Source organism: Ilumatobacter sp. (genome assembly GCF_041688325.1).
Classification (GTDB): domain Bacteria; phylum Actinomycetota; class Acidimicrobiia; order Acidimicrobiales; family Ilumatobacteraceae; genus Ilumatobacter_A.
The window spans coordinates 1-26007 of record NZ_JBDNIJ010000303.1; the positions used below are offsets into that span (position 1 = coordinate 1).

Below are 26007 nucleotides of genomic sequence, written 5' to 3' on the forward strand. Positions count from 1 at the left end.
CGGCCGGCGCTCACACACCCGGCCACTGCTAACTCGAAACGCCGCAGACGAGATCGCGGTTGAGGCAGTTGGCGACTTCGCCCTCGAGCTTCGCCTGGTCCCACACGTTCCAGAAGTCGGCATGTGCCGTCTCGACGCCCCCCGAACTCAGCGACAGGTCGGCCGGATCGACGGGCGGATAGTCGATCCCGATCGTCAGCTGCGGCAGCACCACCGGGTGGCTTTCAGGGCAGCCGTTGGTCTCGACACTGCTGTACCGGGCATGTGCCGACGATCCAAAGCCGGTGAGCCGTTCACCGTCCCAGCAGTCCGGGAACGTGACGATCATGCGCAGCGTCGAGCTGGCACCGCACTGGAGCGGTGCATCTTCTCGCGCTGCTCCCGTTCCACACGACCAAGCAACGATGTCAGTCGACTGGGACTGCTGCGATGCGGAGTCGCCACCGATCAGCATCAGCCCCTCGGGATAGGCAACGATGTCTTCGTGGTCAACACCCTGACCCGGCCGATAGTAGGCGGTGAGGCTGATCGGCTCGATGGCTCGCCCAGTCGGATCGAGGAGGGCCGGGGCCCAATACGAAGCTGTGTCACGACGCTGCTCACACGATGTGTTCGCATTCAGTAGCCGGTCGCTGTAGCCCGGGTTCGAGTCCACCGCGTTGTTTCCGAAGAACAGGTGAAGGTGGCTCTTGCCCGGCTGCCACGGCAGCACGAGGGGGTCGTCGAACGCAACGTGGCTCAGGTCGCACTGCACCACGAACTGGGCGAGTCGCCCCTGAGGGCCACGGCGCTCGGGGTCCGGATCGCGAGTGGCGCCGGACTGTGCACTCGATCCACAGGAGGCCAGCACCAGCAGTGTGGCGACGAGCACCGCTGATCGACATCGCTTCACAGCGAGCAGCGTAGAGAACGCTCGGTCCGGTCGACCGATGGTGCAGCAATGTTCACCACTGCCCCACCATCGGTTCGATCTCAGGTGTCAAGTTGATCAGGCTGGCTTGGCCGGCACGACCATCGCATCGAGGTCTATGTCGACGACGATGTTGGTGGCCGGGTTCACCGGCGCAGTTTCGGCGTCCGGCATATTCGGCAATTCCGGCGGGTCCGGGATGACTGCTTCCTTGTAGTTGACCGGCGGCGGTGCGGTGTCGATGTCGGCCAACCACGTCAGCACGTTCAGCACGCCGAGTGTCCAGTCGCCGCTGCCCTCGCCCTCACACGGTGCGAGGTTCTCGAGGTTCTGCGGCGCCGAGGTACTGAAGATATTTCCACCCCAGCAGTTGCCGAGTTCTTCGGTCGCCATGCCAACGCCTTCGACAGCGATGTCAGCAACACGGCTGTCACTGACGTCGTTGAGTGTCACGCGGTTGTTCTGTGCTTCCCAGAGGAGCGTGTCTGGGATCTCCTCCGCCGGCGGCTCTTCGCGCTGTTCGGCGCAGCCGACGTCCCACTCATCAGGCGTGGGTAGGTCGTCGTTGGCGCCCTCTTCAAGGAAGGGAACCAGGCCGATACCCGTCTTGTCATGGTCAAACACGAGGTTCTTCGTGATCGTGTTGTCGATACCGCCGGGCACCAGGATGCCGTTGCCCATAGCGAGAATCGCCACGTCGATGGCCGGCGTGTCGGCCTGGTTGTTGGAGTGCACGATGTTGCTGACGATTGTGGTGTCGCGCTCCGGGTAACACAGTTCGTAGCTGCCCGAGTTCGGCACGATGCCGGCACGGTTGTTGCGGAACGTCGAGTTCATGATGACCAGGTTGCCGCCGGCGTTGGTGCCCGAATAGCCGAGACCGTTGTGCTCGGAAATCACGTTGTCGATGATCGAATCACACGGGAAACACTGGCCGATGTAGAAGCCAGCGTCGGGGCTGCCCGACCCGTACGAGTTGTCAATCTGGCCGTTGATCGAGTCGAAGGCATAGATGCCGTAGTCACCGTTGCGGATCGCCGTGACGTACGAGGCCCGATAGCCGATCGCAGAGGTGAAGAACACACCGTTGCTGGTGTAGTTCTGCGTGGTCAGGTTTTCGACGACGACGCCCTTCGCTCCGAGGACGCGGATGCCGTTGTCAAGTTCGAACTCGCCATCGAGCACCACGCCAGCACGGTCGGTGCCACGGATCGTGATCTCGTCGGTGACGACATTGACCGCTTCGTTGTAGATGCCCGGTGAGACCAGCACGAGGTCGCCTGGTGCAGCTGCATCGACCGCCTCCTGGATTGCACCAAAGTCGTCCGGCACGCGGAGCACGCCATCGGCGCCGGCTGGCGGATCGGTCTCGCCCGGTGCGTCGGTCGCGGCTGGTGCATCAGTCTCCGCCGGTGCATCGGTTTCAACCGGCGCGACGTTCTCCGCCGGTTCATCGGTTTCGATTGCAGCGTCAGTCGTTTCTGCTGAGTCGTCGCTTCCACTGCTTCCACTGCTTCCGCAGGCGGCAAGCGTGAGCACGGCGGCCAGCGCCACGGCAAGTTTGCGTTTCATGGTTCCCCTTGGTGTCAGTGAACGAGCTTGCGCCAGGCCCCACATCGCCCTGCGTTCTGTCCAGATGTTGGCAGATCAGGCGCCCCTCGCCGAAACTGTGACGGAACCGATCATGCCAGCAGCCTTCGTGCCGTGGATCGAGCAGTAGTACAAGTAGGTGCCGGGCGTGTCGAAAACGTGACGGTATTCGTCGCCCGGCGCGAAGTCTTCGGTGTCGACACCCCACGCGTCATCATCGTTGACCGGCAGGACGTTGTGGTCGTTGCGACCGTTGTTGGTCCACCAAATTTCGGTACCTGCCGAGACCTCGACATCCGGGAGCCGATACGAGTTGTCAAGGGATCGGACCTGCAGGACCTCGCCGTTGGGTGCGGCCGGAGCGATTGTGGTCGACGGTGGAACTGCCTCGCCCGGCTCGGGCGGCAACGTTGTCGACGGCAGCACGCGCTCAGTCGTCACCACAGCGCCTTGCATCGGCGCTGAATAGGCATCAGGGCCGTCGGGCGCGCACGCGACGATTCCAACCATGACGACCAGCCCGAGAAGAGGAGCCAGCGCACAGTTCGACAACCTCATTGGTCCATGAACAGGTTGGCGTGATCGTCACGCAACGTCTTCTTCGAGAACTTGCCGACGCTGGTTTTCGGCACTTCATCGATCCAGACGACGCCCTTGGGCATCTGCCATTTAGCAACCTTGCCCTCGAGATGAGCGAGCACTGCTTCTTCGGTGAGGGAATCATCGGTACGCACTACGCAAGCGAGCGCTGCCTCGCCCCACTTCGGATGCACGATGCCGACGACGGCAGCTTCAGCGACGTCAGGGTGGGACATAATCTCGTTCTCCAACTCGACCGAGCTGATCCACTCGCCACCCGACTTGATGAGGTCCTTGGTGCGATCGACGAGCCGGATTCGGCCTCGCGCGTCCACGGTCGCAACGTCACCGGTCTTCAACCAGCCGTCGTCTGTGAAGCTCTCCTTTGAGCGCTCGTCGTCGTAGTAGGACGAAGCAATCCACTGGCCACGACATTGCAATTCGCCGCTCTGCTCGCCGTCCCATGTGACGGGGATGGTCGAACCGGGCTCGACGACGCGCGCTTCGATGCCGAACGAGATCCGACCGACCTGGGTCCGCAGATCGGCTTGCTCGTCGACCGAGAGCAACCGCTGATCGACATCGAGATGGCAGACCGACGCGATCGGGCTGGTCTCGGTCATCCCCCACGCCTGCAAAATCGGCAGGCCAGTCTGCTCACGGTAAGCCTCTGACAACGAGCGCGGAACCGCTGAGCCGCCACACGGAATCGACCGAAGCGACGACGTGTCTCGACCCTTGAGCTCAGGGAGCACGGCCATCCAAATGGTCGGCACCCCCGCAGCAACCGTGACTCGTTGCTCAACGATCAAATCAGCAAGCGCCGAACCTGAAAGGTCAGCGCCAGGCATGACCAGCGATGCGCCCGTGGCGACCGCCGCGTGTGCGAGGCCCCACGCGTTGGCATGGAACATCGGCACGACGGGCAGAATCACATCGGACTCACAGGCCGCAAGGCTGTCCACCATCATCGCCCCCATGGTGTGCATGAACGTCGACCGGTGGCTGTAGACGACGCCCTTCGGATTTCCCGTGGTGCCGGACGTGTAGCACATGCTCGCGGCTTGGTGTTCGTCAGCGATTTCAGGGAAGTCGATCGGCTCTTCGGTAGCGAGGAGGTCTTCGTAGTTGAGCAATGTGTGGCCTGCGAGATCCTCTGGAATATCGCCCTTTCCATCGTCCATCAACACGAGATGCCTGAGGTTCGTGAACGTCGGGAGGAGTGGTGCGAGCAGCGCCAAAATCGAACGGTCGACAAAAATCACTTCATCGTCGGCGTGATTGACGATGTACGTCAGTTGCTCGGGGAACAGACGGATGTTGAGCGTGTGGAGAACTCGTCCCGTGCACGGCGCAGCGAAGTACAACTCGAGGTGACGAGCTGTGTTCCAGGCAAACGTTGCAACACGGCCGTCGGCGGAGATGCCAAGTGTGTCCAACGCGCCGGCCAACTGCCTGGTGCGTCGAGCGAACTCAGCATATGTCGTCCGTTCAAGGCCTGTCCCCGTCGACGTAATGATCTCCTTGTGGCCGTGGTACGTCTCAGCCCGGTCGAAGATGTGGTTGATCGTGAGCGGTACGTTTTGCATGAGCCCTTGCATGTCGGCAAAACGTAGTGGATCCGGCCCCTCAGCTGTGATTCGAACAGCTACCGTCTGCGCCTGTGAGCGACGCGACTACTCTCGAATTGAACGAGCAACCGCACGTCCGGCCTGCTTGGGCTCCACTGGCCTTGGCGGCGTTCGTCGGCCTCGTGATCTGCTCGAACATCGCGTCGGCGGTCTGGGCTCGCTGGGTTAACACCAACCCTGAGGGCCTGCTCCTGCTGTCCTCGCGCAACCGCTACCTGGCGCTCACGTTGGCAGCCGGTGTTTCCCTGCCGTTCTACGTCGTTATCGGATTTCTGCGCGTCGGTGCGGCATTCGTTGTCTGCCATCTCGTCGGCCGCGCCTACCGGGATGACGTGATGGGCTGGTTCACCAAGTACCTCGGCCTCACCAAGGAATCGCTCGACGCCTTCGACCGCGGCTTCGAGAAGGCCGAGTGGGCGCTGATCCCGTTTTTCGCAGGATCGAACATCGTCGCTGCACTGAGCGGCGTGAAGCAGACGCCACCAGTAAAACTCTTCGCCCTGCTGACCGTGGGCATTGCAGGCCGGCTCACCCTGATGTGGTGGCTGGCTCGAACGTTCGAAGATCAGCTCGTCGACGTCCTCGAATGGCTGCAGCGATACCAGTGGTGGGCCGTCGGCGCCTCCGTTGGTCTTGTTGTGCTCGTGAACGCCCGCAACCTCCGTCGCTGACCCGAGTTGCCAATTGTTCTGCTACAACTACGCCATGGCTGAAGTAACCCTTGGCGGCAACCCCGTCCACACATCCGGCGACCTCCCCACCGTGGGCAGTGCCGCACCGTCGTTCGACCTTGCTGCTGCTGACCTCAGCAGCATCGCCAGCAGCGACCTCGCCGGCAAGAACGTCGTACTCAACATCTTCCCGAGCGTCGACACACCAACCTGCGCAACCAGCGTTCGCACGTTCAATGAGCGCGCCGCTGGCCTCGACAACACCGTCGTGCTCTGTGTCTCAGCTGACCTCCCGTTCGCTCAAGGTCGCTTCTGCGGCGCCGAGGGCATCGAGAACGTCAAGACCGCTTCGACCTTCAAGTCGACCTTTGGTGCCGACTACGGCGTCACTCTCGTCGACGGCAAGCTTGAAGGCATCCTCGCTCGCGCCGTGGTCGTTATCGGCCCCGACGGCAACGTGAAGCACACCGAGATGGTCAGCGAAATCGCTCAGGAGCCGAACTACGACGCCGCCCTGGGAAGCATCTGATCCAACCCATTCACTCAACGAAGGCGTGAGGTTGGTGCGCCTTGGGCGCACCTACCTCACGCCTTCGTTGTTTTCGCGGTCAGTCGAGGTAGGGGTCGAGGCTGAGGACCAAGCCCGGGTGCATCCGGATCTTTTTGCACGCAAGAACGACGCCGGGCATGAAACTCGATCGGTCGTAGCTGTCCTGGCGGATCGTGATCGTTTGGCCCTGCGCACCGAGGATCACTTCCTGATGGGCCACCATGCCCTCCATCCGGATCGCATGGGCCCGGATGCCACGTGGGCCCACTCCCCCGCGCGCTCCCGGATAGATCTCGATCTCTGTGGGGTCTTCCTTGAAATCGGTGTCACGTGCGGCGGCCATTCGCTCGATCGTCTTCACTGCGGTGCCTGATGGAGCGTCAACCTTGCGGTTGTGGTGCAGTTCAATCACTTCGGCAGTGTCGAACCAAGGCGCAGCCATCTCGGCAAAGCGCATCATTAAGACCGCCGAGATCGCGAAGTTCGGCGCGATCAAACAGTTCGGTCCTCCCACCTCCTTCGCATCGCCTCCGAAGGTCGATTCAAAGAGTGCGAGGTCCTCAGCAGTAAACCCGGTGGTGCCGACCACGGCGTGGATGCCGTGCATCGCGAGCCATGGGAGCGTCGTTCGGGCCGCGTCGGCAACGGTGAAATCAACAACGACCTCGCACCCGGCATCGGCGAAGGCGCGCAGATCGGTCCTGATCTCGATACCCGAGATCGCCTGACCAGCGCTGTTGCGATCGACCGCTGCGACCAGTTCCAGATCAGGGTCGTTCTCCACCGCAGCACACACAGTCCGCCCCATCTGACCTGCTGCTCCACTTACTCCAACGCGCATGCAGGCAGTCTCGCACGTCTCCCGAAAAATGGACCGACCCGTGCACTCAGCGCGTCGCAACGGTCTCCATTTCGGGGTGCTCATCCAAGCGCACGCAAACCGAGACCATCACGACGCGCCAGTGCTGCAAGATGGTCTCTATTTCGGGAGGTTGGTACCGGAAAACGACGAAGGACGCCGCGGCACTTGGCCACGACGTCCTTCGGTTGTTCAGTTTTTCAGGTGCTGGAGTGGATCAGCGATGACGACGGCGAGCGCCGCCGTTACCGCCACCACCGCCGCCACCACGACGGTTGCCACCGTCACGGTCAGCAGCCGGGCGTTCGCTCTTCGGGCCGAGGTCGCCGAGTTCACCGGCGAGTTCGGCGTCGAAGCTGTCTTCGAAGCTCACTTCGACAACGTCGCTGGCCGGAGCGGACTTGTCGCCACCCCGATCGTTGCCACGCTCTTCGCTGCGCTCACGACGTGGTGCACGCTCTTCGCGGCCACCACGGTCGTTGTCACGGTCTCCACCGCCACCGTCAGAGCCGCTCGCGGCGCCCTCCGGGATGTCGAGTTCTTGGGAGAGCATCAGGCTGACCTTGCCTTTGTCGTCAATTTCTTCGACTTTGACCTTGACAACCTGGCCGAGTTCGAGGACGTCGTCCACCGAGTTGATGCGCTTGCCGCCACCCATCTTCGAGATGTGCAGCAGACCGTCACGACCCGGGAGGATGTTGACGAACGCACCGAACTTGGTGATGTTCACGACACGACCGTCGTACTCTTTGTCGAGTTCAGCCTTCGGCGGATCGACGATGTTGAGGATGGCCGTCTTGGCTTCCTCCATACGCCATGCCTCAACTGCACCGATGGTGACGATACCGCGGGCGCCGTCGTCGTCGACAGCGATGTCGGCTCCGGTCTCCTGCTGGATCGTGTTGATGACCTTGCCCTTCGGGCCGATGACTTCACCGATCTTGTCCATCGGGATGTAGATGGTGCTGATCTTCGGCGCCGTCTCGGCGATTTCATCACGGGTCGCCGGGATACAGGCGTTCATCACTTCGAGAATCTCGAGACGAGCGACACGAGCCTGGGCCAGCGCGGCGGAGAGAACGTCGGCGGGGATGCCGTCGATCTTGGTGTCGAGCTGCAGGGCCGTGATGGCGTCTTCGGTGCCAGCGACCTTGAAGTCCATGTCGCCCATGGCGTCTTCGGCACCGAGGATGTCGGTGAGCGTGATGTACTTGCCATCTTCGTAGATGAGACCCATGGCGATACCCGACACGTGGCTACGCACCGGCACGCCAGCGTCCATCAGCGAGAGGCTGGAAGCGCAGACAGAACCCATGGAGGTCGAGCCGTTGGAGGCCATGACCTCGGAGACGAGGCGCAGTGTGTACGCGAAGTCTTCCTGGTTCGGGATGGTCGGCAGAACTGCGCGAGCAGCGAGAGCACCGTGGCCGATTTCGCGGCGCTTCGGCGAGCCGACACGGCCAGTCTCGCCGTTGGCCCACGGCGGCATGTTGTAGTGGTGCAGGTAACGCTTCGTGTCGTTTGGCGACAGCGAGTCGATCATCTGGTTCATACGCGGCATCGCCATCGTCAGAACGTTCAGGACCTGCGTCTCGCCACGCTGGAAAAGGCCGGAACCGTGCGCGCTTGCGAGCACGCCGACTTCGGCGCTGATCTCGCGGAGGTCAGCTGGTCCACGACCGTCGATGCGAATACCTTCGTCGAGGACGCGGCGACGCACCATTTTCTTCATGAGGGAGCGAACGGCTTCCTTGACCATCTTGGCCTGGCCGGAGAACTCGCCATCGTCACCGCAAAGCTGTGCAACACAGTCGGCCGCAACAGCGTCGACTGCGGCGTTGCGCTCACCCTTGGCAGCGATCTTGACGGCGGGGGCCATGCCCTTGGCGCCGATCTTTTCGACGGCATCGAAGATCTCCGGGGTGTAGTCGAAGACCGGGGTCCACGACATGGGCTCGATCGCGCCGTGTGTGGCGATGACCGAGGCAACGAGCTGACGCTGCAGTGCGATTGATTCCTTGATCCACACCTTGCAGGCCTGGAGGGCGTCGCCGAGCACTTCTTCGGTGACCTTTTTGGCGCCATCGTCGTAGTAGTAGAACGCGTTCTCGGAGCCACCGGCTTCGACCATCATCACGGCAACGTCGCCGTCTTCCAGCTCGCGACCGGCGATAACGATTTCGAACGTACCGTTCTCGGACTCTTCGTAGGTCGGATGCGGGATCCATTCGCCTTCCTGGCTGTAGGCCAGGCGGACGGTGCCGAGCGGCCCGTCGAACGGGATGCCCGAGATCATCAGGGCGGCGGAGGCTGCATTGATCGAGAGCACGTCGTGCGGGTTCGACTGGTCAGCGCCGAGGACGGTGGTAACAACCTGCGTCTCGTGGCGGAAGCCCTCGGGGAACGAGGGGCGCAGCGGCCGGTCGGTGAGTCGGCAGGTGAGGATTGCATCCTCGGTCGGGCGGCCTTCACGACGGAAGAACGATCCGGGGATCTTGCCGGCGGCGTAGGCGCGCTCTTCGACGTCGACCGTGAGCGGGAAGAAGTCCATGCCTTCGCGTACGGACTTCGCTGCGTTGGCAGTGGTCAGTACTTGTGTTGCACCGATCGATGCCACGACGGCACCCATCGACTGGGGGGCAAACCTGCCCGTTTCAAACGTGAGTGTCTTGTCGGTCCCAGAAATGGGTCCGGACACGGTAATGGCTTCAGCCATAGTGATTCCTTTCGAACACGCGACACCCTGCCGCGTGGCTTCTGTGCGAAGAAAGGAGCCGGTTCCCAGTTCTGACCCGAGATCGACGGCTTGAAATCAAAGACTCCGCACGACATCTCGGAGTCATCCACCGGCAACAAGCGCCAGAACTCCGTCGACCGGACGTTCCGGTCAGGTGTCAAGTGTACCCAAGGTGGCACCAACCACACGCGGACCCCGAAAACGTAAACCGGCCACCCGCCAAGGCGAGCAGCCGCTTCACTCAATCAGTTCTTGGTCCCGAGCTACTGAGACGGGAACACGGTTTTTCTCTCGCAAGGAAACCGATGACGACGTTGACGTTGGGTCAATGAGTCATTCGGCTGACGCAGCGAGAGGGAAAGCTGACCCGTCTCAGCGGACTATCGGCGGAGGCCGAGGTCAGCGACGATCTTGCGGTAGCGCTCGACGTCGATGCCCCTGACGTAGTCGAGCATGCGACGGCGACGGCCGACGATCATCAGGAGTCCACGACGGCTGTGGTGGTCTTTCTTGTGCATCTTGAGATGCTCGGTGAGGTGGGTGATGCGCTCGGTCATGAGCGCGATCTGCACCTCGGGGGAACCGGTGTCGGTCTCGTGAATCCGATTGTTTTCGATGGTCTGAACCTTGTTGGGCATAAGACTGCCTTCCGTGTCAGCATGACGCTGACCATTGTGCCGGCTGCGGGCCGACCGTTGTGGAGGTCGCAGCCGCCTCGGGTGAGCCGGTCTGCATCGCGCCCACGCCAAAGCCTGAACGGACTCCGCAATGCTACGGCGTGACTGACGGAGCCACAACGGGCCAAATCCACATCGATGCAAACAGCACGGTTACGCTCGCCCAAGTGCGCGGCGCCGTTTCCATTTCGAAGGTCTCCAAGACCTTTGCGAGCCGCGGCCGACGTGGCCCCGGGCCCGTCGATGCCCTCGCGTCGGTCGATCTCGAGATCGAACCGGGCGAGGCAGTCACGCTGCTCGGACCGTCCGGGTGCGGCAAGACAACGCTGCTCCGTCTGATCGCCGGCTTGGAGAGCACCACAAGCGGTTCGATCACGATCGATGGACATCTCCCAGCCCAAACGCGGTCGCGCAAACAGATCGCCTTCGTCCCGCAAGCGCCGGCACTGCTGCCTTGGCGAACGGTCGCTGCCAACGCCCGCGTCCTCCTCGACGTGAACCCCAACGCTGGCAACAAGAACTCCGCCAACGTCGACGAACTCCTGCGGTCGGTCGGCCTCGGCGACTTCATTGAGGCGTATCCGCACGAGCTGTCGGGCGGGATGCAACAGCGGGTCGGCCTCGTCCGCGCCTTCGCGCTCGACGCCCCGCTCATTCTGATGGACGAGCCGTTTGCCGCTCTCGATGAACTCACTCGAGCCGACATGCGCCATCTCCTGGTCCAACTCCGAGACCAGCGCAATTCGACGCTGGTTTTCGTGACGCATTCGATCTCTGAGGCCGTGTTCCTCTCCGATCGTGTTGCTGTCATGTCCGGTCGACCGGGCCGGATCACGCAACTGATCGACGTGCCGCTCGGTCGTCCTCGGCAACCCGACCTCGAGGATGACCCGGAGTTTTTCGCGATCACCCGGCAACTGCGGCACGAGCTCAGTAAGGGTCGAGCTCCATCGTGACCCGACTCAACCTGATCACGACGCGCCTAATGCGCGCCTGGTGGATCGCCCCGTTTGTCGGCGTGGTCGTGTTCGCTGGCCTCTGGGAAGCCGTCGTTCGGATTTTCGATGTCCGCCCGTTTGTGCTGCTTGCGCCTTCGGAGATCGGCACTGAACTGATGGCCACACCGGGCTTCTTCGTCGAGAACGCTTTGGTCACCGGTCGCCACATGGTGATCGGTTTGTTGATCTCGCTGATCGTGTCAATCGGCATTGGGGCTGTCATGGCGTCGGCCAGATTCATCGAGGAGGCAACACAACCAGTCCTCGTCTTGATCCTTGTCACCCCGTGGGTTGCGTACGTCACCTCAGTCGTCACCTGGCTCAACTTTGGCGAGGCACCGATCGTCTTCATGGTTGCGTTTACGTCCTTGCCGATTTTCACCTTCGGCGTCGTCGGTGGCATGAAGTCCGCCGATCAGTCGGCCCGGGAGCTCTTTGCTTCGATCGATGCCCGCCGAATCGACGTGCTCTTCCGGCTCCGACTGCCAGCCGCTCTGCCATCCATCTTTACGACGGCCCGGTTCGCCGTGGGCCTTGGCCTCGCTGCGGCGTACTTTAGCGAAGGTGCGGCGCTGTCGAACGAGGGGCTCGGCGCCGCCGGGAAACGAGCCGCAGCATTCAACAACGGCCCCACACTCTGGGCCACTATCGTCACCACCGCAGCGCTCGGACTCATCGGACTCGGCATCATCACTGCCATCGAACGTGCGGCCCTGCGCTGGCACGTGTCCCAACGCTAAACAGTCCTGTGGAGCGCCGAGGCGGAGTATGTCGATGGAGCGACGATTGAGTGAAGATCGTTCCGATACCTCGTCGCTCTGTACGTGATCGTTAGCATTCTCTCACCCGAAAGGGCGCCGTCAGTCCCGCCGTCTTCGACGCTGTCCACCCACCCCCCCCATCGCACTTCAATGGAGACTCACATGCGATCGCGACACCTCACCGCTCTCGCCAGCGCCACCTTCATGCTGCTCGGCGCGTGCAGCAGCGACATCTCGACCAGCGCATCGATTCCTGGTTCCGAAGCAGACACCGCCGTGGCCGCCACCGATGCAGCTGCCAACACTGACGTCATCGCAGGCGAGCCTTTCCCGGATGCTCGATGTGAAGCCAACAAGGCCGCAGGCACGATTACGTACCTGACCGGCTTCGACTTCGCGGCAGCAGCTTCAATCGTCGAGGTCATCGCCGCCGAGGCAGCCGGCTACTACACCGATCTGTGCCTCGACGTCGACATTAAAGCCAGCTTCTCCGTTGCCAACTACCCGCTGGTCGCCGACGACACTGCGCAATTCGCCTCGGGGGGTTCGTTCAGTGAGGTGGCTGCATTCGCCGTAGCGAACGATGCTGACTTCGTTGTCACCGCTGTCGAAGGACGCACAGCAATCGAGACCCTCATCGTCAAGGCTGGCAAGGCTGCTGAGCTCGAGGACCTCGCCGGCTCGACCATCGGCGTGAAGGGCAAGTTGCCGCCGAGTATCGAAGCCATGCTGCTGGGTGCTGGTCTGGCGGAGGGCGTCAATTTCGAAACTGTGCTGCTCGACGGATTCGATCCGACGCAACACATCGCTATTCCCACCATCGTCGGCTTCCCCGGTTTCAAGAGCAACGAGCCGGGCGGGCTCAACCGGGCCGGTATCGGCTTCCAGACGTTCGACCCGCTCGACTTCAACATTCCGGGCTCGTTCGGTGCGATCTACACCAACCGGACCTTCGTCACCGATCACCCCACTGCCGCCGAAGACTTCATGAGGGCCACGATGCGAGGGCTCGCTGACTCACTCGCCGACCCGGTCGCCACCGCCAACATCGCGGTCGAAAAGGTCAACGCCAACGGCAACCCGAACTTTCTTTCCCCTGAAGGTGAAGTGTTCCGATGGGAAACCGACGCCAAGCTGATCATCGACACAACCCCCGAGGGCACGGCATTCGGCATTCCCGACGCAGCCATGCTGCAGGCCGAACTCGATGCGTATGCCGCCGTCGGCCTGTTTGGCGACAAAAAGACTCCCGATGCTGCGTCACGCCTGGACAACGACATCATCTCCAGCATCTACGACTCCAACGACGTGGTGATCTGGCCCAGCTGAAACGTCGCTGCTCGGCTGCGCCCTAGTTGCTGAGCAGGCCTCGAGCGTGGGAGATATCGAGGTCGAGCTGTTCTTTCAACGACTCGATCCCGTCGAACTTTCGCTCGCTTCTCAAGAAATGAGTGAAACGGACTCGTGCTCGTTCGCCGTACAGGTCGCCTTCAAAGTCGAGAAGGTGAGCTTCAAGGAGTGAGCTGTCGGCATGTTCATAGAACGTCGGGCGGCGGCCGAGGTTGATAGCGCAGGCATGGGACTCACCCGATGCACGTTCGTACCAGCCGGCATACACGCCATCAGCTGGCAGCGAGATCGAGTTCGAGACTTCGACGTTCGCCGTCGGGAATCCGAGCAGCCGGCCGCGCTGATCACCGGTGACGACCAATCCACGTGCTTCGAACGTATGCCCGAGCATCTCGTTCGCGCGGGTGACATCGCCGCCGGCGAGCGCACGACGGATTGCGGTGCTGCTGACCGGCTCGTCGACACCGTCGACACGCGGCAAAAGCCCGAGCGGCTCGACCTCGAAGTCGTGCTCGGCGCCAAGCTTGCGCAGCAGATTGACGTTGCCGTCACGATGTCGACCGAAGTGGAAGTCTTCTCCGACAACGACCACTTTCGTCGCGAGACACTCGACGAGCACACGCTGCACGAATGACTCGGGCGACTCCCGTGCTTGGTCCGCGTTGAACGGGACGACCACGACGGCGTCGACGCCGGTCGCTTCAAGCAGCTCCATCTTCTGTTCCGGACCGGTGAGGAGTAACGGTGCAGACTCTGGCCGCACCACCGAAGCGGGGTGACGATCGAACGTCACGACAGCCGACCTCGCTCCGAGCTCAAGCGCACGTTGTCGGACGTGAGAAATCACTGCTTGATGGCCAAGATGCACCCCGTCGTAAGCGCCAATGGTGATGACGGTCCGCTCACCAGGGAACGCAAGAACGGTTTGATCGTTGACGGTCTGCATCGGGCTCGACGCTATCGGTGGGTGCCCATCAGGCACCATTCGAGCGAACGGTGCCACCGTGCGCTCTCTATCCTTGCGGGACCACGACAGCGGGCTTGGCCTCGCCTCGGTACGACTCGTAGACGGCGATGAGCGAACCGGCTGGATCAAACAGCGCCCAGGGCCCTTCGCCTTCGAAGTGCGGCAGCACGCGACCGTTTGCGACGACCGCAGCGAGGTCGTCGGTGATGTCGACGCGATCGAGCGTGCGGACAGCTTCTTCGACGGGAAGCAGTTCGCAGTCGTCGGGCCCGGCCGCCTCGCCGATCGTGAATCGTCCAACAGCCGTGCGGCGCAGGTTGCGGAGGTGGGCGCCACCGCCGAGCATTTTGCCGAGGTCTGCGGCAAGCGTGCGGATGTAGGTGCCCGGGGTGCACTCCACCGCTGCGAGAAACACGTTGGGTTCGTCAGTCGGCAACAGCTGGAACGAGTAGATCGTGCAGGGCCGCGGCGGCCGCTCGACTTCAATCCCTTGGCGCGCCAGCTCATGGAGCCGTTTTCCATCGATCTTAATCGCTGAGACCATCGGTGGAATCTGTTGGATTTGACCCGTGAAATGCTCGGCGACCAACGCTTGGGCATCGGCGAGCACCACCTCACCCATATCGTAGGTGGCGGTCACTTTGCCATCGGCGTCAAGCGTGTCGGTCTCGCTTCCAAACACAATCTCGCCGAGGTAGGCCTTGCGTGTCTTCTCGACAAATCGAAGAAGTTTCGTGGCCTTGCCGACAGCGACGACGAGAACCCCGGTGGCGCTCGGATCGAGCGTTCCACCGTGGCCCACCTGGCGTTCGTTGAAACGAAGCCGAAGCATGGCGACAACATCGTGACTGGTGACGCCCGTCGGCTTGTCGACGATAACGATGCCGTGCGTCGTCGGCGGCTTCTTGCGAGCCATATCAGTACCGCAGCGATCAGTCGGTGGCTTCGGGTGAGCGGTATTGATCGCGCTCGCGGTCGGCGCGCAGAATCGTGTCGATGCGCTCGGCTGATCGGATCACCATGTCCGGCCTGAAGCTGAGGATCGGTGTCTTCTTTGCTTTGATCTGTCGAGCGATCGACGACTGGAGCTTGATGCGGTACTCGCCGAGCGTCTCAACGATGTCATCGTCGCCTTCCTCACCGGTGAGCGAGTCGAAGAAGACGATGGCGCGGTTCAGTTCGGGGTCAACATCGACCGAAGTGATTGTGACGAAGGCGAGCCGCTCGTCGTCGAGTCGGACCAGATCGTCTGCGATAATCTCGCGCAGCGTCTCTCCGACGCGGGCGCTTCTCGGGTATTTCTGGCCTGTGTTGCGGCCGCGTCGTTGTGCCATGTCGGCATCCTCTCATGTCAGTTTCAGATGGGGTCTGACCCCAACTGAAACTCAGGTGTAGTCGGGTGCGTCCCGGTTGGATCGTTTGAGTTCGGCAACGCCTGACGTGGCGAGCTTTTCGACGGCATCCCAGAGTTCGGATGCTTCCTCGCCCTTCGGCGCTTTCGAGATGACCGGGCCGAAAAAGCTGCCTTCCTTGTCGCTACCGGGACGGAAGGTGAGGATCGGCGTGCCGACGTCCTGACCTGCTCGGCTCAGCGCCAACTCGGTTTCTGCTCTGATGTATTCGTCATGGCTTTCGTCGTCGGCATCGCTCAGGTACGCCGCTGAGAAACCGGCCTCGTCGAGCACGGCTTCGAGGAACGCCTCGTTATCAGCCCGCGCTTCGTCGCGACGGTCGTTGAGATGCAGGGCCTCTCCGAGCGCCGTGTACCACGAGCCGACGGCCTCACCGTCTTCTTGGAGTCGGATCGCATTGGCGATACGGAGCCCCTTGTGGCCGAGATAGTGGCCAGCCCGGTACGCAGGCGTGTACCACTCCTGCTTGGTCTCCTCGTTGAGGATCCACAGCGAGATAAATCGCCAGTCGACCTCGTACGAGCGCTGCTGTTGCACATCCACCACCCAACGGGAGGTGATCCAGGCCCACGGTCAAACGGGATCCCAAAAAAAATCAAGATCCGGTTGCTTGGTCGCATCGGGATGTGCCATGAAAAGAACCCTATCGGTCACACTGTGCCTGGCACAGTGTGACCGCAGCCCGATCAGGTACGAGGAATTTCGCGGTCTTCGAAGGTCTCGATGAGGTCGCCGGGCTTGAGGTCCTGGAAGTCGTCGAGACCGATACCGCATTCGAAGCCCTCGCGGACTTCGCGGACATCGTCCTTGAAGCGACGCAGTGTTGCGATTGCGCCCTTCCAGATGACCGTACCGTCTCGGAGGAAACGCACCTTGGAGCCGCGTGTGATGGTTCCGGACGTCACCATGCAACCTGCGATCGCACCCTGCTTCGGCACCCGGAAGATCTCGCGGACCTCGCATTCGCCGGTGACCACTTCTTCGTACTCGGGGTCGAGCATTCCAATCAAAGCCTGCTCGATGTCTTCAAGCAGCTTGTAGATGATCTCGTAGGTACGGATCTCCACTTCTTCTTGCTCGGCCAACTTGCGGGCCTTGCCGTCAGGGCGGACGTTGAAGCCGAGGATCGTCGCGTTGGTCGCATTGGCCAACGTGATGTCGTTCTCGGTGATGCCACCGACAGCACGATGTACGAACTGCAGGTCGACTTCCGGACGCTCGAGTCGACGCAACGACTCGGTGACGGCTTCGAGCGAACCCTGGACATCAGCCTTAAGAATGATGTTCAGCGATGCCCTTTCGCCGGCCTGGATCTGTGCAAACAGATCCTCGAGCTTGGTGCCGGTCTTGACCCGGCTGTCTTCACGAAGATGACGTGCCTTCAAACGGAGCGCACGCGCCTCGCCGACGGTCTGAGCAATCTTGGTGTTCGGCGCAGAGCGGAACTCGTCACCGGCCTCAGGCACATCGGACAGGCCGAGGACCTGCACCGGTGTGGACGGACCGGCAGACTTGATCATCTCGCCCTTGTCGTTGATCATGGCTCGGACCTTGCCCCAGGCGCCACCGGCGACGATTGGGTCGCCGATCTTGAGCGTGCCCTTGTCGATAAGAATCGTGGCAACAGGGCCGCGTCCCTTGTCGAGCTGGGCTTCGATGACGATGCCCTTGGCGCGGCCGTTGGGATTGGCCTGGAGGTCTTCAATTTCGGCGACGACCTGAAGTTGCTCGATCAGCTCGTCGACGCCGACACCCTGGAGGGCCGACATCTCGACGACAATCGTGTCGCCGCCCCACGACTCTGGAACGAGTTCGTATTCGGCGAGCTGTGTGAGCACGCGCTGCGGGTCGGCGTTGTCCTTGTCGATCTTGTTGACAGCGACGACGATCGGCACATCTGCGGCACGTGCGTGATTGATGGCCTCAATCGTCTGGGGCATCAGGCCGTCGTCAGCAGCAACCATCAGCACGACGATGTCGGTTGCATCGGCACCGCGGGCACGCATCTGCGTGAACGCAGCGTGACCAGGGGTGTCGAGGAACGTGACCGAACCATGCTCGTTGTGCACTTGGTACGCACCGATGTGCTGCGTGATTCCACCAGCTTCGCCATCGACGACATTGGCGCCGCGGATGCGGTCGAGCAACGTGGTCTTGCCGTGGTCAACGTGACCCATGACAGTGATGACCGGCGGGCGAGGCTCCATGTCCTCTTCATCGTCGGAATCGTCGAACAACGCTTGCAGCTCGAGCTCTTCCTGCTGGCCAGGCTCGACCATGAGGATCTCGGCGCCAACTTCGAGGGCAAAGAGCTCCATCTGCTCGTCGCCGAGCGTCATGGTCGCAGTGACCATTTCACCGTTCGTAAGCAGGAACCGGAGCACGTCCGCAGACGTACGGTTCAGCTTGGGACCGAACTCCTGCGCCGAGACGCCGCGCTCGATGACAACGACGCCGTCGGGTACGGGTACATCTGACGACGTGTACTGCATTGCCTGGGGCTGTAGATCGTCTTGATCGCGACGACGCCGGCGACGGCCGGTACGACGCGGGGGCCTGCGCTGGCCGCTGGGCCGGTTACCCGGTCCACGACCAGGAGCGCCACCAGGAGCGCCACCAGGACCGCCACCAGGGCGAGGTGCTCCGGGAGCGCCACCGGGACGCGGGGCGTAACCGCCCGGACGACCACCGGGACGCGTGTTGGAACCAGGCTGAGGACGAGCCGAGCCAGGAGGAGGCGGAATCACCTTGCCGCTGGGCGACAGCGGACGGCCAGGAGGAGGCGGCACCGGTTTGCCGCTGGGCGACAAGGGCTTGGGCGCCGTCGATGCGGGTGCGTCGGTGGCGGAAGCCGTCGTAGCTGACTGTTCAGGCGGACGGCCACTCGCATCGGGCCGCGCGCTCGAGATGACGCGCGATGGCGGCTCTGGTGCGGGCTGCGGTGCCGGTGCGGGCTGCGGTGCGGGTGCGGGCTGCGGTGCAGAAGGAACGACGGGCAGGCGGCCTTCGGCGGCGGCGACCACTGCATCGGCGGCGCTCATCGGAGCCGGAGCCGGTGCCGGAGCGGGCTGGGGAACTGGAGCCGGCTTCGGCGCAGGCGCCGGTTCAGCAGCAGCCGGAACAGGCACATCTGCAGGTACATCGACAGCTACGGGGGGTGTTGGCGTTGGCTCCGCAGCAACCAGAGTTGCTGGTGCAGGCTCCTCGGCAATTGGAACTGCCTCGACCGGGGTGTCAGCGACTGGAGCCTCAACTGGTTCGTCGAGCGCTGGCTCGTCGACCGCTGACTCAACGACGTCAACGACATCGTCGACGGCGTCGTCAATAACATCGTCGACGGCGTCGTCGGCAACGGATTCAGTCGTGACTGCGGCCGCCTTCTTGGCCGGCGCCTTTTTGGCTGCGACCTTCTGCTTAGCTGCAGTCTTCTTGACAGGCTTAGCCTCTTCGGGCTGCTCGTCACGCGTCAACCCATCACGCTGAGCGCGACGAGTCACCATGTCGGCGTATGCCTCTGCGAGCGACGACGAAGGTCCCTTCGCGGCAACACCGAGTACTCCACAGAGGCCAATGACCTCCGCATTTGTCATCCCGAGATCTTTGGCAAGCTCGTGGATTCTTATCTTCTTTGCTGCCACGCTTCGATTCAACCTTTCCCAGTCGTCATTCCCTCACAGATGTGTCAATGAATGCACATCGCGCGGTGTTCGTTTCACCCGTCAGACCGTCGGATTTCCGACGGCTGGTGTCATGGACGGCTGGATTGTTCTTTGATGTTTGTGATGTCGTCACTACTGACGTCGCTGCGCCAGGCACGAGCAAACGCTCGCTTGGTGATTGCGGTGTCGAGACACTCCCCCGCCACACCACCGTTTCGTTGATCTCGACAGACCCATGCCCCTCGCCCGCTGCTCGAACCATCGACGGTGATACCGCTGGGCGACCGAGTGATCCGAACAAGTTCGGATTGTGGTCGCTTGGCGCGGCAGCCGATGCAGCTGCGGACGGGGCCAGGAATCTCAGTCGTCTTCCTCACTTGTCGCTTCGTCATCTGCTGCGTCATCTGCTGCAGCGGGAGCTGCTGCGTCGTCGGCCGAAGCTTCTGCAACTTCAGCAGGTGCCTCGTCTCTTTCGGCGGGGGCTTCGGCAGCTTCAACGGGTGCTGGAGCGACCTCTTCCTCGACGTCGGCGATTGCATCGACGTCAGACTCGGACGTGTCGTCGCTTCCGCCGGGCGGCGTGTAGCCAGCACCTTCGGCAGCGTCAACGCTACGGAACCACAGCTCGGCCTTCGTCGCGTCGTAGTAACGCGAGCCGGGGACGTGGTACATCTCTGACTGCTCGTTGCCCTTGATCTCGAAGCCCGGGGGCACCTGATCGGGGTCAGACATCGGCATCACCGAGCCAGCCCAGGGGCCGGCCTTGAGCTCTTCGAGCACTTCGGGGATTTCGGCGTCAGCAGCAGCGGCGGCTTCGGCTTCGGCTTGCGCCTCTTCAGCCTTCTTGTTCCACTCAGACTCGGAGATGACGGAACCGTCGGCTGCGTGCCACTCGTTCTCCCCGGTCTCGAGGTTCGGGCGCCACTCGCCGACGGCGTACTCCACGTCGGAGTCACGGCCGTGACCGGCTGGGATTCCTTCGGCGAGCTGCGTCTCAGAGCGAATGTCAACTCGCACGCCAGTGAGGCGGGCAGACAGACGGGCGTTCTGGCCTTCGCGACCGATTGCAAGGCTGAGCTGGTGGTCGGGCACGATCACGTCGGCAGCGGTGCCGTCCTCAGAGATGATGACCTGTGTGACCTTTGCCGGCGAGAGTGCCTTGGCAACAAAGTCGGCGAGGTCTTCACTGAACGGCACGATGTCGATCTTCTCGCCACGCATCTCGTTGACGACCATACGAACACGGCCACCACGCGCACCGACGCAGGCCCCAACGGGATCGACGTTGTGGTCGTTCGACCAGACGGCGATCTTGGTGCGGTGTCCGGGTTCACGGGCGCAGGCTTTGATCTCGACGATGCCGTCAGCGATCTCGGGAACTTCAAGTTCGAAGAGCCGCTTGATGAGGCCGGGGTGCGTACGGGAGACGACGATCTGCGGGCCCTTCGGCGTCCGGCGAACTTCGACGATGTATGCCTTTTGGCGATCACCCTGGGCGGGGCGCTCGAACGGCACCTGCTCGGCCTGCGGCAGCAGCGCTTCGGCGCGGCCCAGGTCGAGAAGGGTGTAGCGGGCGTCGGTGCGTTGGATGATGCCGGTGACGATGTCACCCTCGCGGTTCGCGTACTCTTCGAATTTGCGGTCCGATTCGACTTCGCGGATGCGCTGGCTCATCACCTGACGGAAGGTCATGGCGGCGATGCGGCCCATCTCTTCCTTACGCGGCGTGTCGTCACGCTCGTTGACCCAGTTGCCGTCTTCGTCAACGTCGTACGCAATGAAGGAGAACTCCAGCGTTTCGGGGTTCACTTCGACGACGACTTCGTCGGCGGCATCGTCGCGGCGCTTGTAGGCCGAGGCCAGCGCGTCGACGAGGACGTGCAGGAGCGCCTCTTCGGAGATGCCCTTCTCCTGGGCCAACATGCCAATTGCTTCACTCATGTCCATATTGGTCATGACGTCTGCGTCTCCTTCTGAGTAGCGGTCGTGTTCATCTTCGCAGCCTGGTTCTTGGCCGGCTGCTTTTTGCCGTCTTGCTTCTTCCCGGCGTTCTTTGGGTGTTGCTTCGGAGCGCCCGGCTTCGGACCCGGCCCCCACTCAAACATTGTGCGCGCTTTATCGACCTCATCGATCGTGAACGTGCATGAAGTGCCGTCGTCGAGCAGCATCGTGACGTTCGTTTCGTCCGCCGCAGTCAGCTGCCCCTCGATCCGACGGGGATCGGCGTTGGGATCACGGAATCGGACCGTGATGTCCTTGCCGACCTCGCGCTGGAAGTGGCGTGGAGTGCGGAGGTGCCGCTCGAGGCCCGGGCTCGTCACTTCGAGCGTGAACCGTGTGGTGATCGGATCTTCGTGGTCGATCTCACGAGAGATCAGCCGAGTAGCCAGCGACAGATTGTCGAGCGTGATGCCACCGTCGGAACCGGGTTGCGTGTCGAGCGTGACGCGAACCGTGACACCTCGGCGTTCGATGTCATACACGTCAAGGTCAAGGTCGGAGGCGATCGGTTCGACGATTTCACGGACGCGTGCGAGCTCACTGTTCTCGGTCATGTCGATCTGCCTCCTTTCTGTAACTGTTCTGTACCCGTTCAAAGAACAAGGCGTGAGGCAGAGCCCCACGCCTTGGTCACGAACCAAATTGCGAATCTCAATGATAGCAGAAGACCGCACCGTTCGGGCCGGGCCGGGCCGAACGGTGGTTACTACTCGGCAAGACCCATTGCCGAACCAATCAGTGTCTTCGTCGCTCACTGGAAACACGTCGCCTGCCAGGTCGAAGTTGTGAAAGGGTTCGGAGCCATGAGGTTCGGAACGCGATTGAATGGCAGCGTCGATTCAGACGGTTGCGGTGAGCACCGTTTCTGGCCAAACCGTACGAACCTCCATCAACCGAAGGCGAACTGTCTGAACAGCAGCCGGTAGCTTCGTCACGTGCTCCGGATGTCCAGTCTCTTCCTTCGAACCTTGCGTGACGACCCGTCTGACGCCGAGGTTCCCAGCCATCGTCTCCTGGTACGTGCGGGCTACATCCGCCGCGCTGCACCCGGGGGATTCAGCTGGCTCCCCCTTGGCTGGGAGGTGTTTCGTAACGTCGAGCGCATCGTACGCGAAGAGATGAACTCTGCCGGATTCCAAGAAGTCCACTTCCCTGCACTGCTGCCGAAAGAGCCCTACGAGGCCACCAACCGTTACGAGGAATACGGCGACAATCTGTTCCGCCTGACAGACCGTCACGGCGCCGAGTTCCTGCTCGCGCCGACGCACGAGGAGATGTTTACCCTCACGGTGAAGGACCTCTACAGCTCCTACCGCGATCTGCCGCTGGTGATCTACCAGATCCAGACGAAGTTTCGTGACGAAGCACGTCCGCGAGCAGGTCTGTTGCGCACTCGCGAGTTCTCGATGAAGGACTCGTACAGCTTCGACCTCGACCAGGCCGGCCTCGACGCCGCTTATCAAGCGCATCGCGACGCCTACATCAAGCTGTTCGAGCGGATGCAGCTCCCGTTCGTCATCGTCGCCGCCACCTCCGGCGCTATGGGCGGTTCGGCATCGGAAGAGTTCCTTGCTCCCCTGCCGGTTGGTGAAGACACGTTTGTCCGCTGCACCACCTGCGACTTCGCAGCAAACGTCGAGGCCGTCCATACGCCGGTGCCCGATGCGATCCCGTTCGATGGGTTGCCCGCGTCGATGGTGCACAACACGCCGAAGACGCCGACGATTGCCAAGCTCGTCGACTACGTGAATGGTGTCGGCGAGAACGGCGATGCGTCGCTGCGCCACCCGGACCGTGACTGGACCGCTGCCGACACGTTGAAGAACGTCGTCGTCACGTTGAGGCACCCCGACGGCACAACCGAACCGCTGGCCGTGGGCCTCGAAGGCCACCGCGAGGTCGACATGAAGCGCCTCGAAGCTCAGGTCGCTCCGGCCGAAGTCGCCCCGTTCGACGAAGACGACTTCAAGAAGTACCCCGCCCTGAAAAAGGGCTACATCGGGCCGGGCGCACTCGGCGCCGACAAAGCGTCTGGCATCCGCTACCTCCTCGATCCTCGCATCGTCGATGGTACCCAGTGGATCACCGGCGCCGACCAGTACAACCACCACGTTCTGCACCTCACTGCAGGTCGCGACTTCACAGGTGACGGGGTGGTCGAAGCTGCCGAGATCCTCGACGGCGACGTGTGCCCGTCCTGTGGCTCGAGCATTGAAATCGCGCGCGGCATCGAGATTGGCCACATCTTCCAGCTCGGCACCAAGTACGCCGCAGCACTTGAACTGACCGTGCGCGATGAGAACGACAAGCCGGTCACCCCGACCATGGGTTCGTACGGAGTCGGAGTGTCGCGCTGCCTCGCCGCTATCGCTGAGGCATCCCTCGACGACAACGGGTTGTGCTGGCCGCGCGAGATTGCGCCCGCCGACTTCCACATCGTCAGCGCCGGCAAAGAGGGCACAGCGCACGGGCCGTACGCCGAAGAGTTGGCTGCCTCGCTCGAGGCCGCCGGCCTGCGCGTCCTCCTCGACGATCGGCCAAAGACCTCACCCGGCGTCAAGTTCAAGGACGCCGAATTGATCGGCGTCCCGACGATCGTCGTTGTGGGCCGCGGGCTGAGCAACGAGGACGACCCGACCATCGAGGTCAAAGATCGCAAAACCGGCGAGCGCGAGGACATCTCGACCTCAGCAATCGTCGACCATCTCATCGCCCTCGCCAGATAATTACGCCTGGGGTCAGGCCCCTTTCGCAACTATTTCCTCTGGCGCACCAAGCCCTGGTCAATCACGACCCGCTCATCGCCGCCTCCGGCTGGCAGTGCGCTCGTGGTGAACATCGCTTCGCCGCTCTCGGTCGACCACATACGCACTCGCAGCGCATCGCCGGGGATGACCGGTGAGGCAAAGCGACCTTCGATGTGCTGGAAACGCGCCGGGTCGTTGTCACACAATGCACTCAGGAGCGCTCGGGCAGTGAAGCCATATGAGCAGAGGCCGTGCAGAATCGGCGTGTCGAACCCACCCATCGCGGCAAAGGCCGGATCGGTGTGTAACGGGTTGCGGTCACCTGACAAGCGGTAGATGAACGCCTGGTCACGATCGGTCACGTAGGTGACTTCGTGGTCGCAAGGCCGCTCCGGTGGCACGTTCTTCGGGCCGGACGGACCACGGTCGCCGCCCCAGCCCCCTTCGCCACGCATGAATGATGAGCCCACGTTCGTGTAGAGCGGCTCGCCGTCCATCACGGCGACCGTCTCTGACACCACGACAGCGGCACTGCCCTTGTCATAGATACCCGTAATTTTGCTGGTCAAGGTGACCGTACCTTCGACGGGAATCGGGCGATGCAGCGTGACCGCCTGCTGACCGTGGACGAGCATTGCCGGGTTGAACGAACCGATCTTGCCCATCGCCGAGCCTCGCCCCCACCCGACGACGACGGGGAACGTCGGATACACAAGTTGCTCGATGTCGTTGCTGTTCTCGGTCGTGAAGGGCAAGTCGTCGTGGCCGGCACCGATGCCGACCGCGTAGAGCAACGCATCCTTCGAGTTCCAACTGGCTTCGACCGGATCGCTCGTGGATCCGACGGCATCGGGGTTGATTGGCATGATGTTGCTCCCTGGTTTGGTCGACGTTTGCTGTGGGGTTTCTGAGGTTCCTTCGCGTTCAGCCTGTGACGGTCTTGCCGTCCATGCCTGTTCTCCCGCGGGCGTCGGCAAGCAGCGACTCAACAATCGGCCCGAGCGACTCAGGATCGTCGGTGGGGTCGACGGCCGGTCCGCGCACCCAACCTTCCGCGACAGCAAGGAACTGTCCGGACGCCTCGAAGACACGACCGGTCACGTCGGCCGCCTCGTCTGAGACCAGCCACGTGACAATCGGAGCGATCCATTTCGGCGACCGAGCCTCGCGCTCCTCGTCGGTCTCCGGCGCTGGGCCGAGGTCTTCGGTCATGCGGGTCAGCGCCACCGGTGCGACAGCGTTCACCGTCACTCCGTAACGACCGAGCTCCATCGACGTGATCTGTGTGAACGCCGCGATGCCCGCCTTCGCTGCGCCGTAGTTCGACTGGCCGACGTTGCCGTAGATGCCTGAAACCGACGACGTGTTGACGATTCGGCCAGCAACCGCATTGCCCGCCTTTGACTGCTCACGCCAGTAGGCGGCTGCGTGACGAGCCGGAGCAAACGTGCCCTTCAGGTGCACGTTGATGACTGCGTCCCATTCCTGCTCCGTCATGTTGGCAAGCATCCGGTCGCGAAGGATTCCGGCGTTGTTGACGACCGCGTCGAGGCCACCGAAGGTCTCAATCGCCATATCGACCATCCGCTTGGCACCGTCCCAATCGGCCACGTTGTCGCCGTTCGCAATTGCCTCGCCACCGCCGGCGACGATCTCGTCGACGACTTGCTGGGCCGGTGACACGTCGGTTCCCGTGCCATCGCGTTCGCCACCGAGATCGTTCACGACAACCTTCGCTCCGTGGCGAGCCAAGCTCAACGCATGCTCTCGGCCGATACCGCGACCTGCGCCAGTAACGATTGCGATCTTGCCTTCACAGAGTCGTGCCATGCCGACGACTGTATGAATCTGCGGATTGATTGATCGGGTCGGAGACCACTGCCCGCACAGAGTTGCGAAAGGGGCCTG

23 protein-coding genes are annotated in these 26007 nt (G+C 62.4%); 6 read left to right on the forward strand and 17 right to left on the reverse strand.

The window, feature by feature from the left end:
* Positions 1-28 precede the first annotated feature (28 nt).
* The 4 genes from ACH2EI_RS16105 to ACH2EI_RS16120 form a co-directional block, all read right to left on the reverse strand.
* On the reverse strand, positions 29-892 hold the full coding sequence (locus ACH2EI_RS16105) for a DUF1996 domain-containing protein (protein ID WP_395152980.1): 864 nt from the start codon (positions 890-892) through the stop codon (positions 29-31).
* Positions 893-988: 96 nt separating this feature from the next.
* Positions 989-2482 carry a right-handed parallel beta-helix repeat-containing protein gene (locus ACH2EI_RS16110; RefSeq protein WP_395152981.1) on the reverse strand — a complete coding sequence of 498 codons (1494 nt, stop codon included), beginning with the start codon at positions 2480-2482 and terminating at the stop codon, positions 989-991.
* Between the two features lie 75 nt (positions 2483-2557).
* Entirely contained in the window at positions 2558-3010 is a 453-nt protein-coding gene (locus ACH2EI_RS16115) for a plastocyanin/azurin family copper-binding protein (RefSeq protein WP_395152982.1), read from the reverse strand.
* Positions 3011-3054: 44 nt separating this feature from the next.
* Positions 3055-4680, reverse strand: a complete 1626-nt coding sequence (locus ACH2EI_RS16120; RefSeq protein WP_395152983.1) for a long-chain fatty acid--CoA ligase — start codon at positions 4678-4680, stop codon at positions 3055-3057.
* Positions 4681-4742: 62 nt separating this feature from the next.
* Here ACH2EI_RS16120 and ACH2EI_RS16125 point away from each other — a divergent pair, with 62 nt between their 5' ends.
* A complete protein-coding gene (locus ACH2EI_RS16125; RefSeq protein WP_395152984.1) occupies positions 4743-5381 on the forward strand; it encodes a hypothetical protein in 639 nt (212 codons plus the stop codon).
* A 34-nt stretch (positions 5382-5415) separates the two neighbouring features.
* Complete coding sequence (gene tpx / locus ACH2EI_RS16130) at positions 5416-5910, forward strand: thiol peroxidase (protein WP_395152985.1); 495 nt, start codon at positions 5416-5418, stop codon at positions 5908-5910.
* A 79-nt stretch (positions 5911-5989) separates the two neighbouring features.
* Here the strand turns inward: tpx and dapB are convergent, their stop codons facing one another.
* The 3 genes from dapB to rpsO all read right to left on the reverse strand — a co-directional run bounded on the left by dapB (position 5990) and on the right by rpsO (position 10165).
* Entirely contained in the window at positions 5990-6772 is a 783-nt protein-coding gene (gene dapB, locus ACH2EI_RS16135; RefSeq protein WP_395152986.1) for a 4-hydroxy-tetrahydrodipicolinate reductase, read from the reverse strand.
* A 235-nt stretch (positions 6773-7007) separates the two neighbouring features.
* Complete coding sequence (locus ACH2EI_RS16140; protein WP_395160775.1) at positions 7008-9506, reverse strand: polyribonucleotide nucleotidyltransferase; 2499 nt, start codon at positions 9504-9506, stop codon at positions 7008-7010.
* A gap of 401 nt (positions 9507-9907) precedes the next feature.
* The gene (rpsO, locus tag ACH2EI_RS16145) at positions 9908-10165 is read right to left on the reverse strand and encodes a 30S ribosomal protein S15 (RefSeq protein ID WP_395152988.1); all 258 of its coding nucleotides are present in this window, start codon (positions 10163-10165) and stop codon (positions 9908-9910) included.
* Between the two features lie 140 nt (positions 10166-10305).
* Between rpsO and ACH2EI_RS16150 the strand changes: the two genes are divergently transcribed.
* From ACH2EI_RS16150 to ACH2EI_RS16160, 3 genes are all read left to right on the forward strand, one after another.
* Positions 10306-11160, forward strand: a complete 855-nt coding sequence (locus ACH2EI_RS16150) for an ABC transporter ATP-binding protein (protein ID WP_395152989.1) — start codon at positions 10306-10308, stop codon at positions 11158-11160.
* Positions 11157-11942, forward strand: coding sequence for an ABC transporter permease (locus ACH2EI_RS16155; protein WP_395152990.1), 786 nt, complete (start codon positions 11157-11159; stop codon positions 11940-11942). Before ACH2EI_RS16150 ends, ACH2EI_RS16155 begins: the two co-directional genes overlap by 4 nt.
* A gap of 183 nt (positions 11943-12125) precedes the next feature.
* Entirely contained in the window at positions 12126-13292 is a 1167-nt protein-coding gene (locus ACH2EI_RS16160) for an ABC transporter substrate-binding protein (protein ID WP_395152991.1), read from the forward strand.
* A gap of 22 nt (positions 13293-13314) precedes the next feature.
* On the opposite strand, the gene ACH2EI_RS16165 is transcribed toward ACH2EI_RS16160, so the two are convergent.
* From ACH2EI_RS16165 to rimP, 8 genes are all read right to left on the reverse strand, one after another.
* Complete coding sequence (locus tag ACH2EI_RS16165) at positions 13315-14259, reverse strand: bifunctional riboflavin kinase/FAD synthetase (RefSeq protein WP_395152992.1); 945 nt, start codon at positions 14257-14259, stop codon at positions 13315-13317.
* A 67-nt stretch (positions 14260-14326) separates the two neighbouring features.
* Positions 14327-15196 carry a tRNA pseudouridine(55) synthase TruB gene (gene truB / locus ACH2EI_RS16170; protein WP_395152993.1) on the reverse strand — a complete coding sequence of 290 codons (870 nt, stop codon included), beginning with the start codon at positions 15194-15196 and terminating at the stop codon, positions 14327-14329.
* Positions 15197-15212: 16 nt separating this feature from the next.
* Positions 15213-15614 (reverse strand): 30S ribosome-binding factor RbfA, encoded by a 402-nt coding sequence (rbfA, locus tag ACH2EI_RS16175; protein ID WP_395152994.1) that lies wholly within the window; start codon positions 15612-15614, stop codon positions 15213-15215.
* A gap of 51 nt (positions 15615-15665) precedes the next feature.
* Entirely contained in the window at positions 15666-16253 is a 588-nt protein-coding gene (locus tag ACH2EI_RS16180; RefSeq protein ID WP_395153011.1) for a hypothetical protein, read from the reverse strand.
* A gap of 125 nt (positions 16254-16378) precedes the next feature.
* Positions 16379-19282: a translation initiation factor IF-2 gene (gene infB / locus ACH2EI_RS16185; protein ID WP_395160777.1), complete on the reverse strand. Its 2904-nt coding sequence runs from the start codon at positions 19280-19282 to the stop codon at positions 16379-16381.
* A 158-nt stretch (positions 19283-19440) separates the two neighbouring features.
* Entirely contained in the window at positions 19441-19755 is a 315-nt protein-coding gene (locus ACH2EI_RS16190) for a YlxR family protein (RefSeq protein WP_395152996.1), read from the reverse strand.
* Complete coding sequence (nusA, locus tag ACH2EI_RS16195; protein ID WP_395160779.1) at positions 19712-21292, reverse strand: transcription termination factor NusA; 1581 nt, start codon at positions 21290-21292, stop codon at positions 19712-19714. Before nusA ends, ACH2EI_RS16190 begins: the two co-directional genes overlap by 44 nt.
* Before the next feature lie 11 nt (positions 21293-21303).
* The gene (gene rimP, locus ACH2EI_RS16200; protein ID WP_395152998.1) at positions 21304-21906 is read right to left on the reverse strand and encodes a ribosome maturation factor RimP; all 603 of its coding nucleotides are present in this window, start codon (positions 21904-21906) and stop codon (positions 21304-21306) included.
* Positions 21907-22296: 390 nt separating this feature from the next.
* On the opposite strand from rimP, the gene ACH2EI_RS16205 reads away from it, so the two are divergent.
* Positions 22297-24078, forward strand: coding sequence for a proline--tRNA ligase (locus ACH2EI_RS16205; protein WP_395152999.1), 1782 nt, complete (start codon positions 22297-22299; stop codon positions 24076-24078).
* A 29-nt stretch (positions 24079-24107) separates the two neighbouring features.
* Here the strand turns inward: ACH2EI_RS16205 and ACH2EI_RS16210 are convergent, their stop codons facing one another.
* On the reverse strand, positions 24108-24965 hold the full coding sequence (locus tag ACH2EI_RS16210) for a MaoC/PaaZ C-terminal domain-containing protein (protein WP_395153000.1): 858 nt from the start codon (positions 24963-24965) through the stop codon (positions 24108-24110).
* A 58-nt stretch (positions 24966-25023) separates the two neighbouring features.
* A complete protein-coding gene (locus ACH2EI_RS16215) occupies positions 25024-25929 on the reverse strand; it encodes an SDR family oxidoreductase (protein WP_395153001.1) in 906 nt (301 codons plus the stop codon).
* Between the last annotated feature and the right edge of the window lie 78 nt (positions 25930-26007).

Bases quoted from the DNA above. Each gene is read 5' to 3' on its own strand.
- ACH2EI_RS16210 (WP_395153000.1), bottom strand. From the start codon at position 24,965: ATGCCAATCAACCCCGATGCCGTCGGATCCACGAGCGATCCGGTCGAA.
- tpx (WP_395152985.1), top strand. From the start codon at position 5,416: ATGGCTGAAGTAACCCTTGGCGGCAACCCCGTCCACACATCCGGCGAC.
- infB (WP_395160777.1), bottom strand. From the start codon at position 19,282: ATGACAAATGCGGAGGTCATTGGCCTCTGTGGAGTACTCGGTGTTGCC.
- ACH2EI_RS16115 (WP_395152982.1), bottom strand. From the start codon at position 3,010: ATGGTTGGAATCGTCGCGTGCGCGCCCGACGGCCCTGATGCCTATTCA.
- ACH2EI_RS16205 (WP_395152999.1), top strand. From the start codon at position 22,297: ATGTCCAGTCTCTTCCTTCGAACCTTGCGTGACGACCCGTCTGACGCC.
- ACH2EI_RS16165 (WP_395152992.1), bottom strand. From the start codon at position 14,259: ATGCAGACCGTCAACGATCAAACCGTTCTTGCGTTCCCTGGTGAGCGG.
- nusA (WP_395160779.1), bottom strand. From the start codon at position 21,292: ATGAGTGAAGCAATTGGCATGTTGGCCCAGGAGAAGGGCATCTCCGAA.
- truB (WP_395152993.1), bottom strand. From the start codon at position 15,196: ATGGCTCGCAAGAAGCCGCCGACGACGCACGGCATCGTTATCGTCGAC.
- rimP (WP_395152998.1), bottom strand. From the start codon at position 21,906: ATGACCGAGAACAGTGAGCTCGCACGCGTCCGTGAAATCGTCGAACCG.
- ACH2EI_RS16215 (WP_395153001.1), bottom strand. From the start codon at position 25,929: ATGGCACGACTCTGTGAAGGCAAGATCGCAATCGTTACTGGCGCAGGT.
- ACH2EI_RS16160 (WP_395152991.1), top strand. From the start codon at position 12,126: ATGCGATCGCGACACCTCACCGCTCTCGCCAGCGCCACCTTCATGCTG.
- ACH2EI_RS16140 (WP_395160775.1), bottom strand. From the start codon at position 9,506: ATGGCTGAAGCCATTACCGTGTCCGGACCCATTTCTGGGACCGACAAG.
- rbfA (WP_395152994.1), bottom strand. From the start codon at position 15,614: ATGGCACAACGACGCGGCCGCAACACAGGCCAGAAATACCCGAGAAGC.
- ACH2EI_RS16110 (WP_395152981.1), bottom strand. From the start codon at position 2,482: ATGAAACGCAAACTTGCCGTGGCGCTGGCCGCCGTGCTCACGCTTGCC.
- dapB (WP_395152986.1), bottom strand. From the start codon at position 6,772: ATGCGCGTTGGAGTAAGTGGAGCAGCAGGTCAGATGGGGCGGACTGTG.
- ACH2EI_RS16190 (WP_395152996.1), bottom strand. From the start codon at position 19,755: ATGACGCAGCAGATGACGAAGCGACAAGTGAGGAAGACGACTGAGATT.
- ACH2EI_RS16120 (WP_395152983.1), bottom strand. From the start codon at position 4,680: ATGCAAGGGCTCATGCAAAACGTACCGCTCACGATCAACCACATCTTC.
- rpsO (WP_395152988.1), bottom strand. From the start codon at position 10,165: ATGCCCAACAAGGTTCAGACCATCGAAAACAATCGGATTCACGAGACC.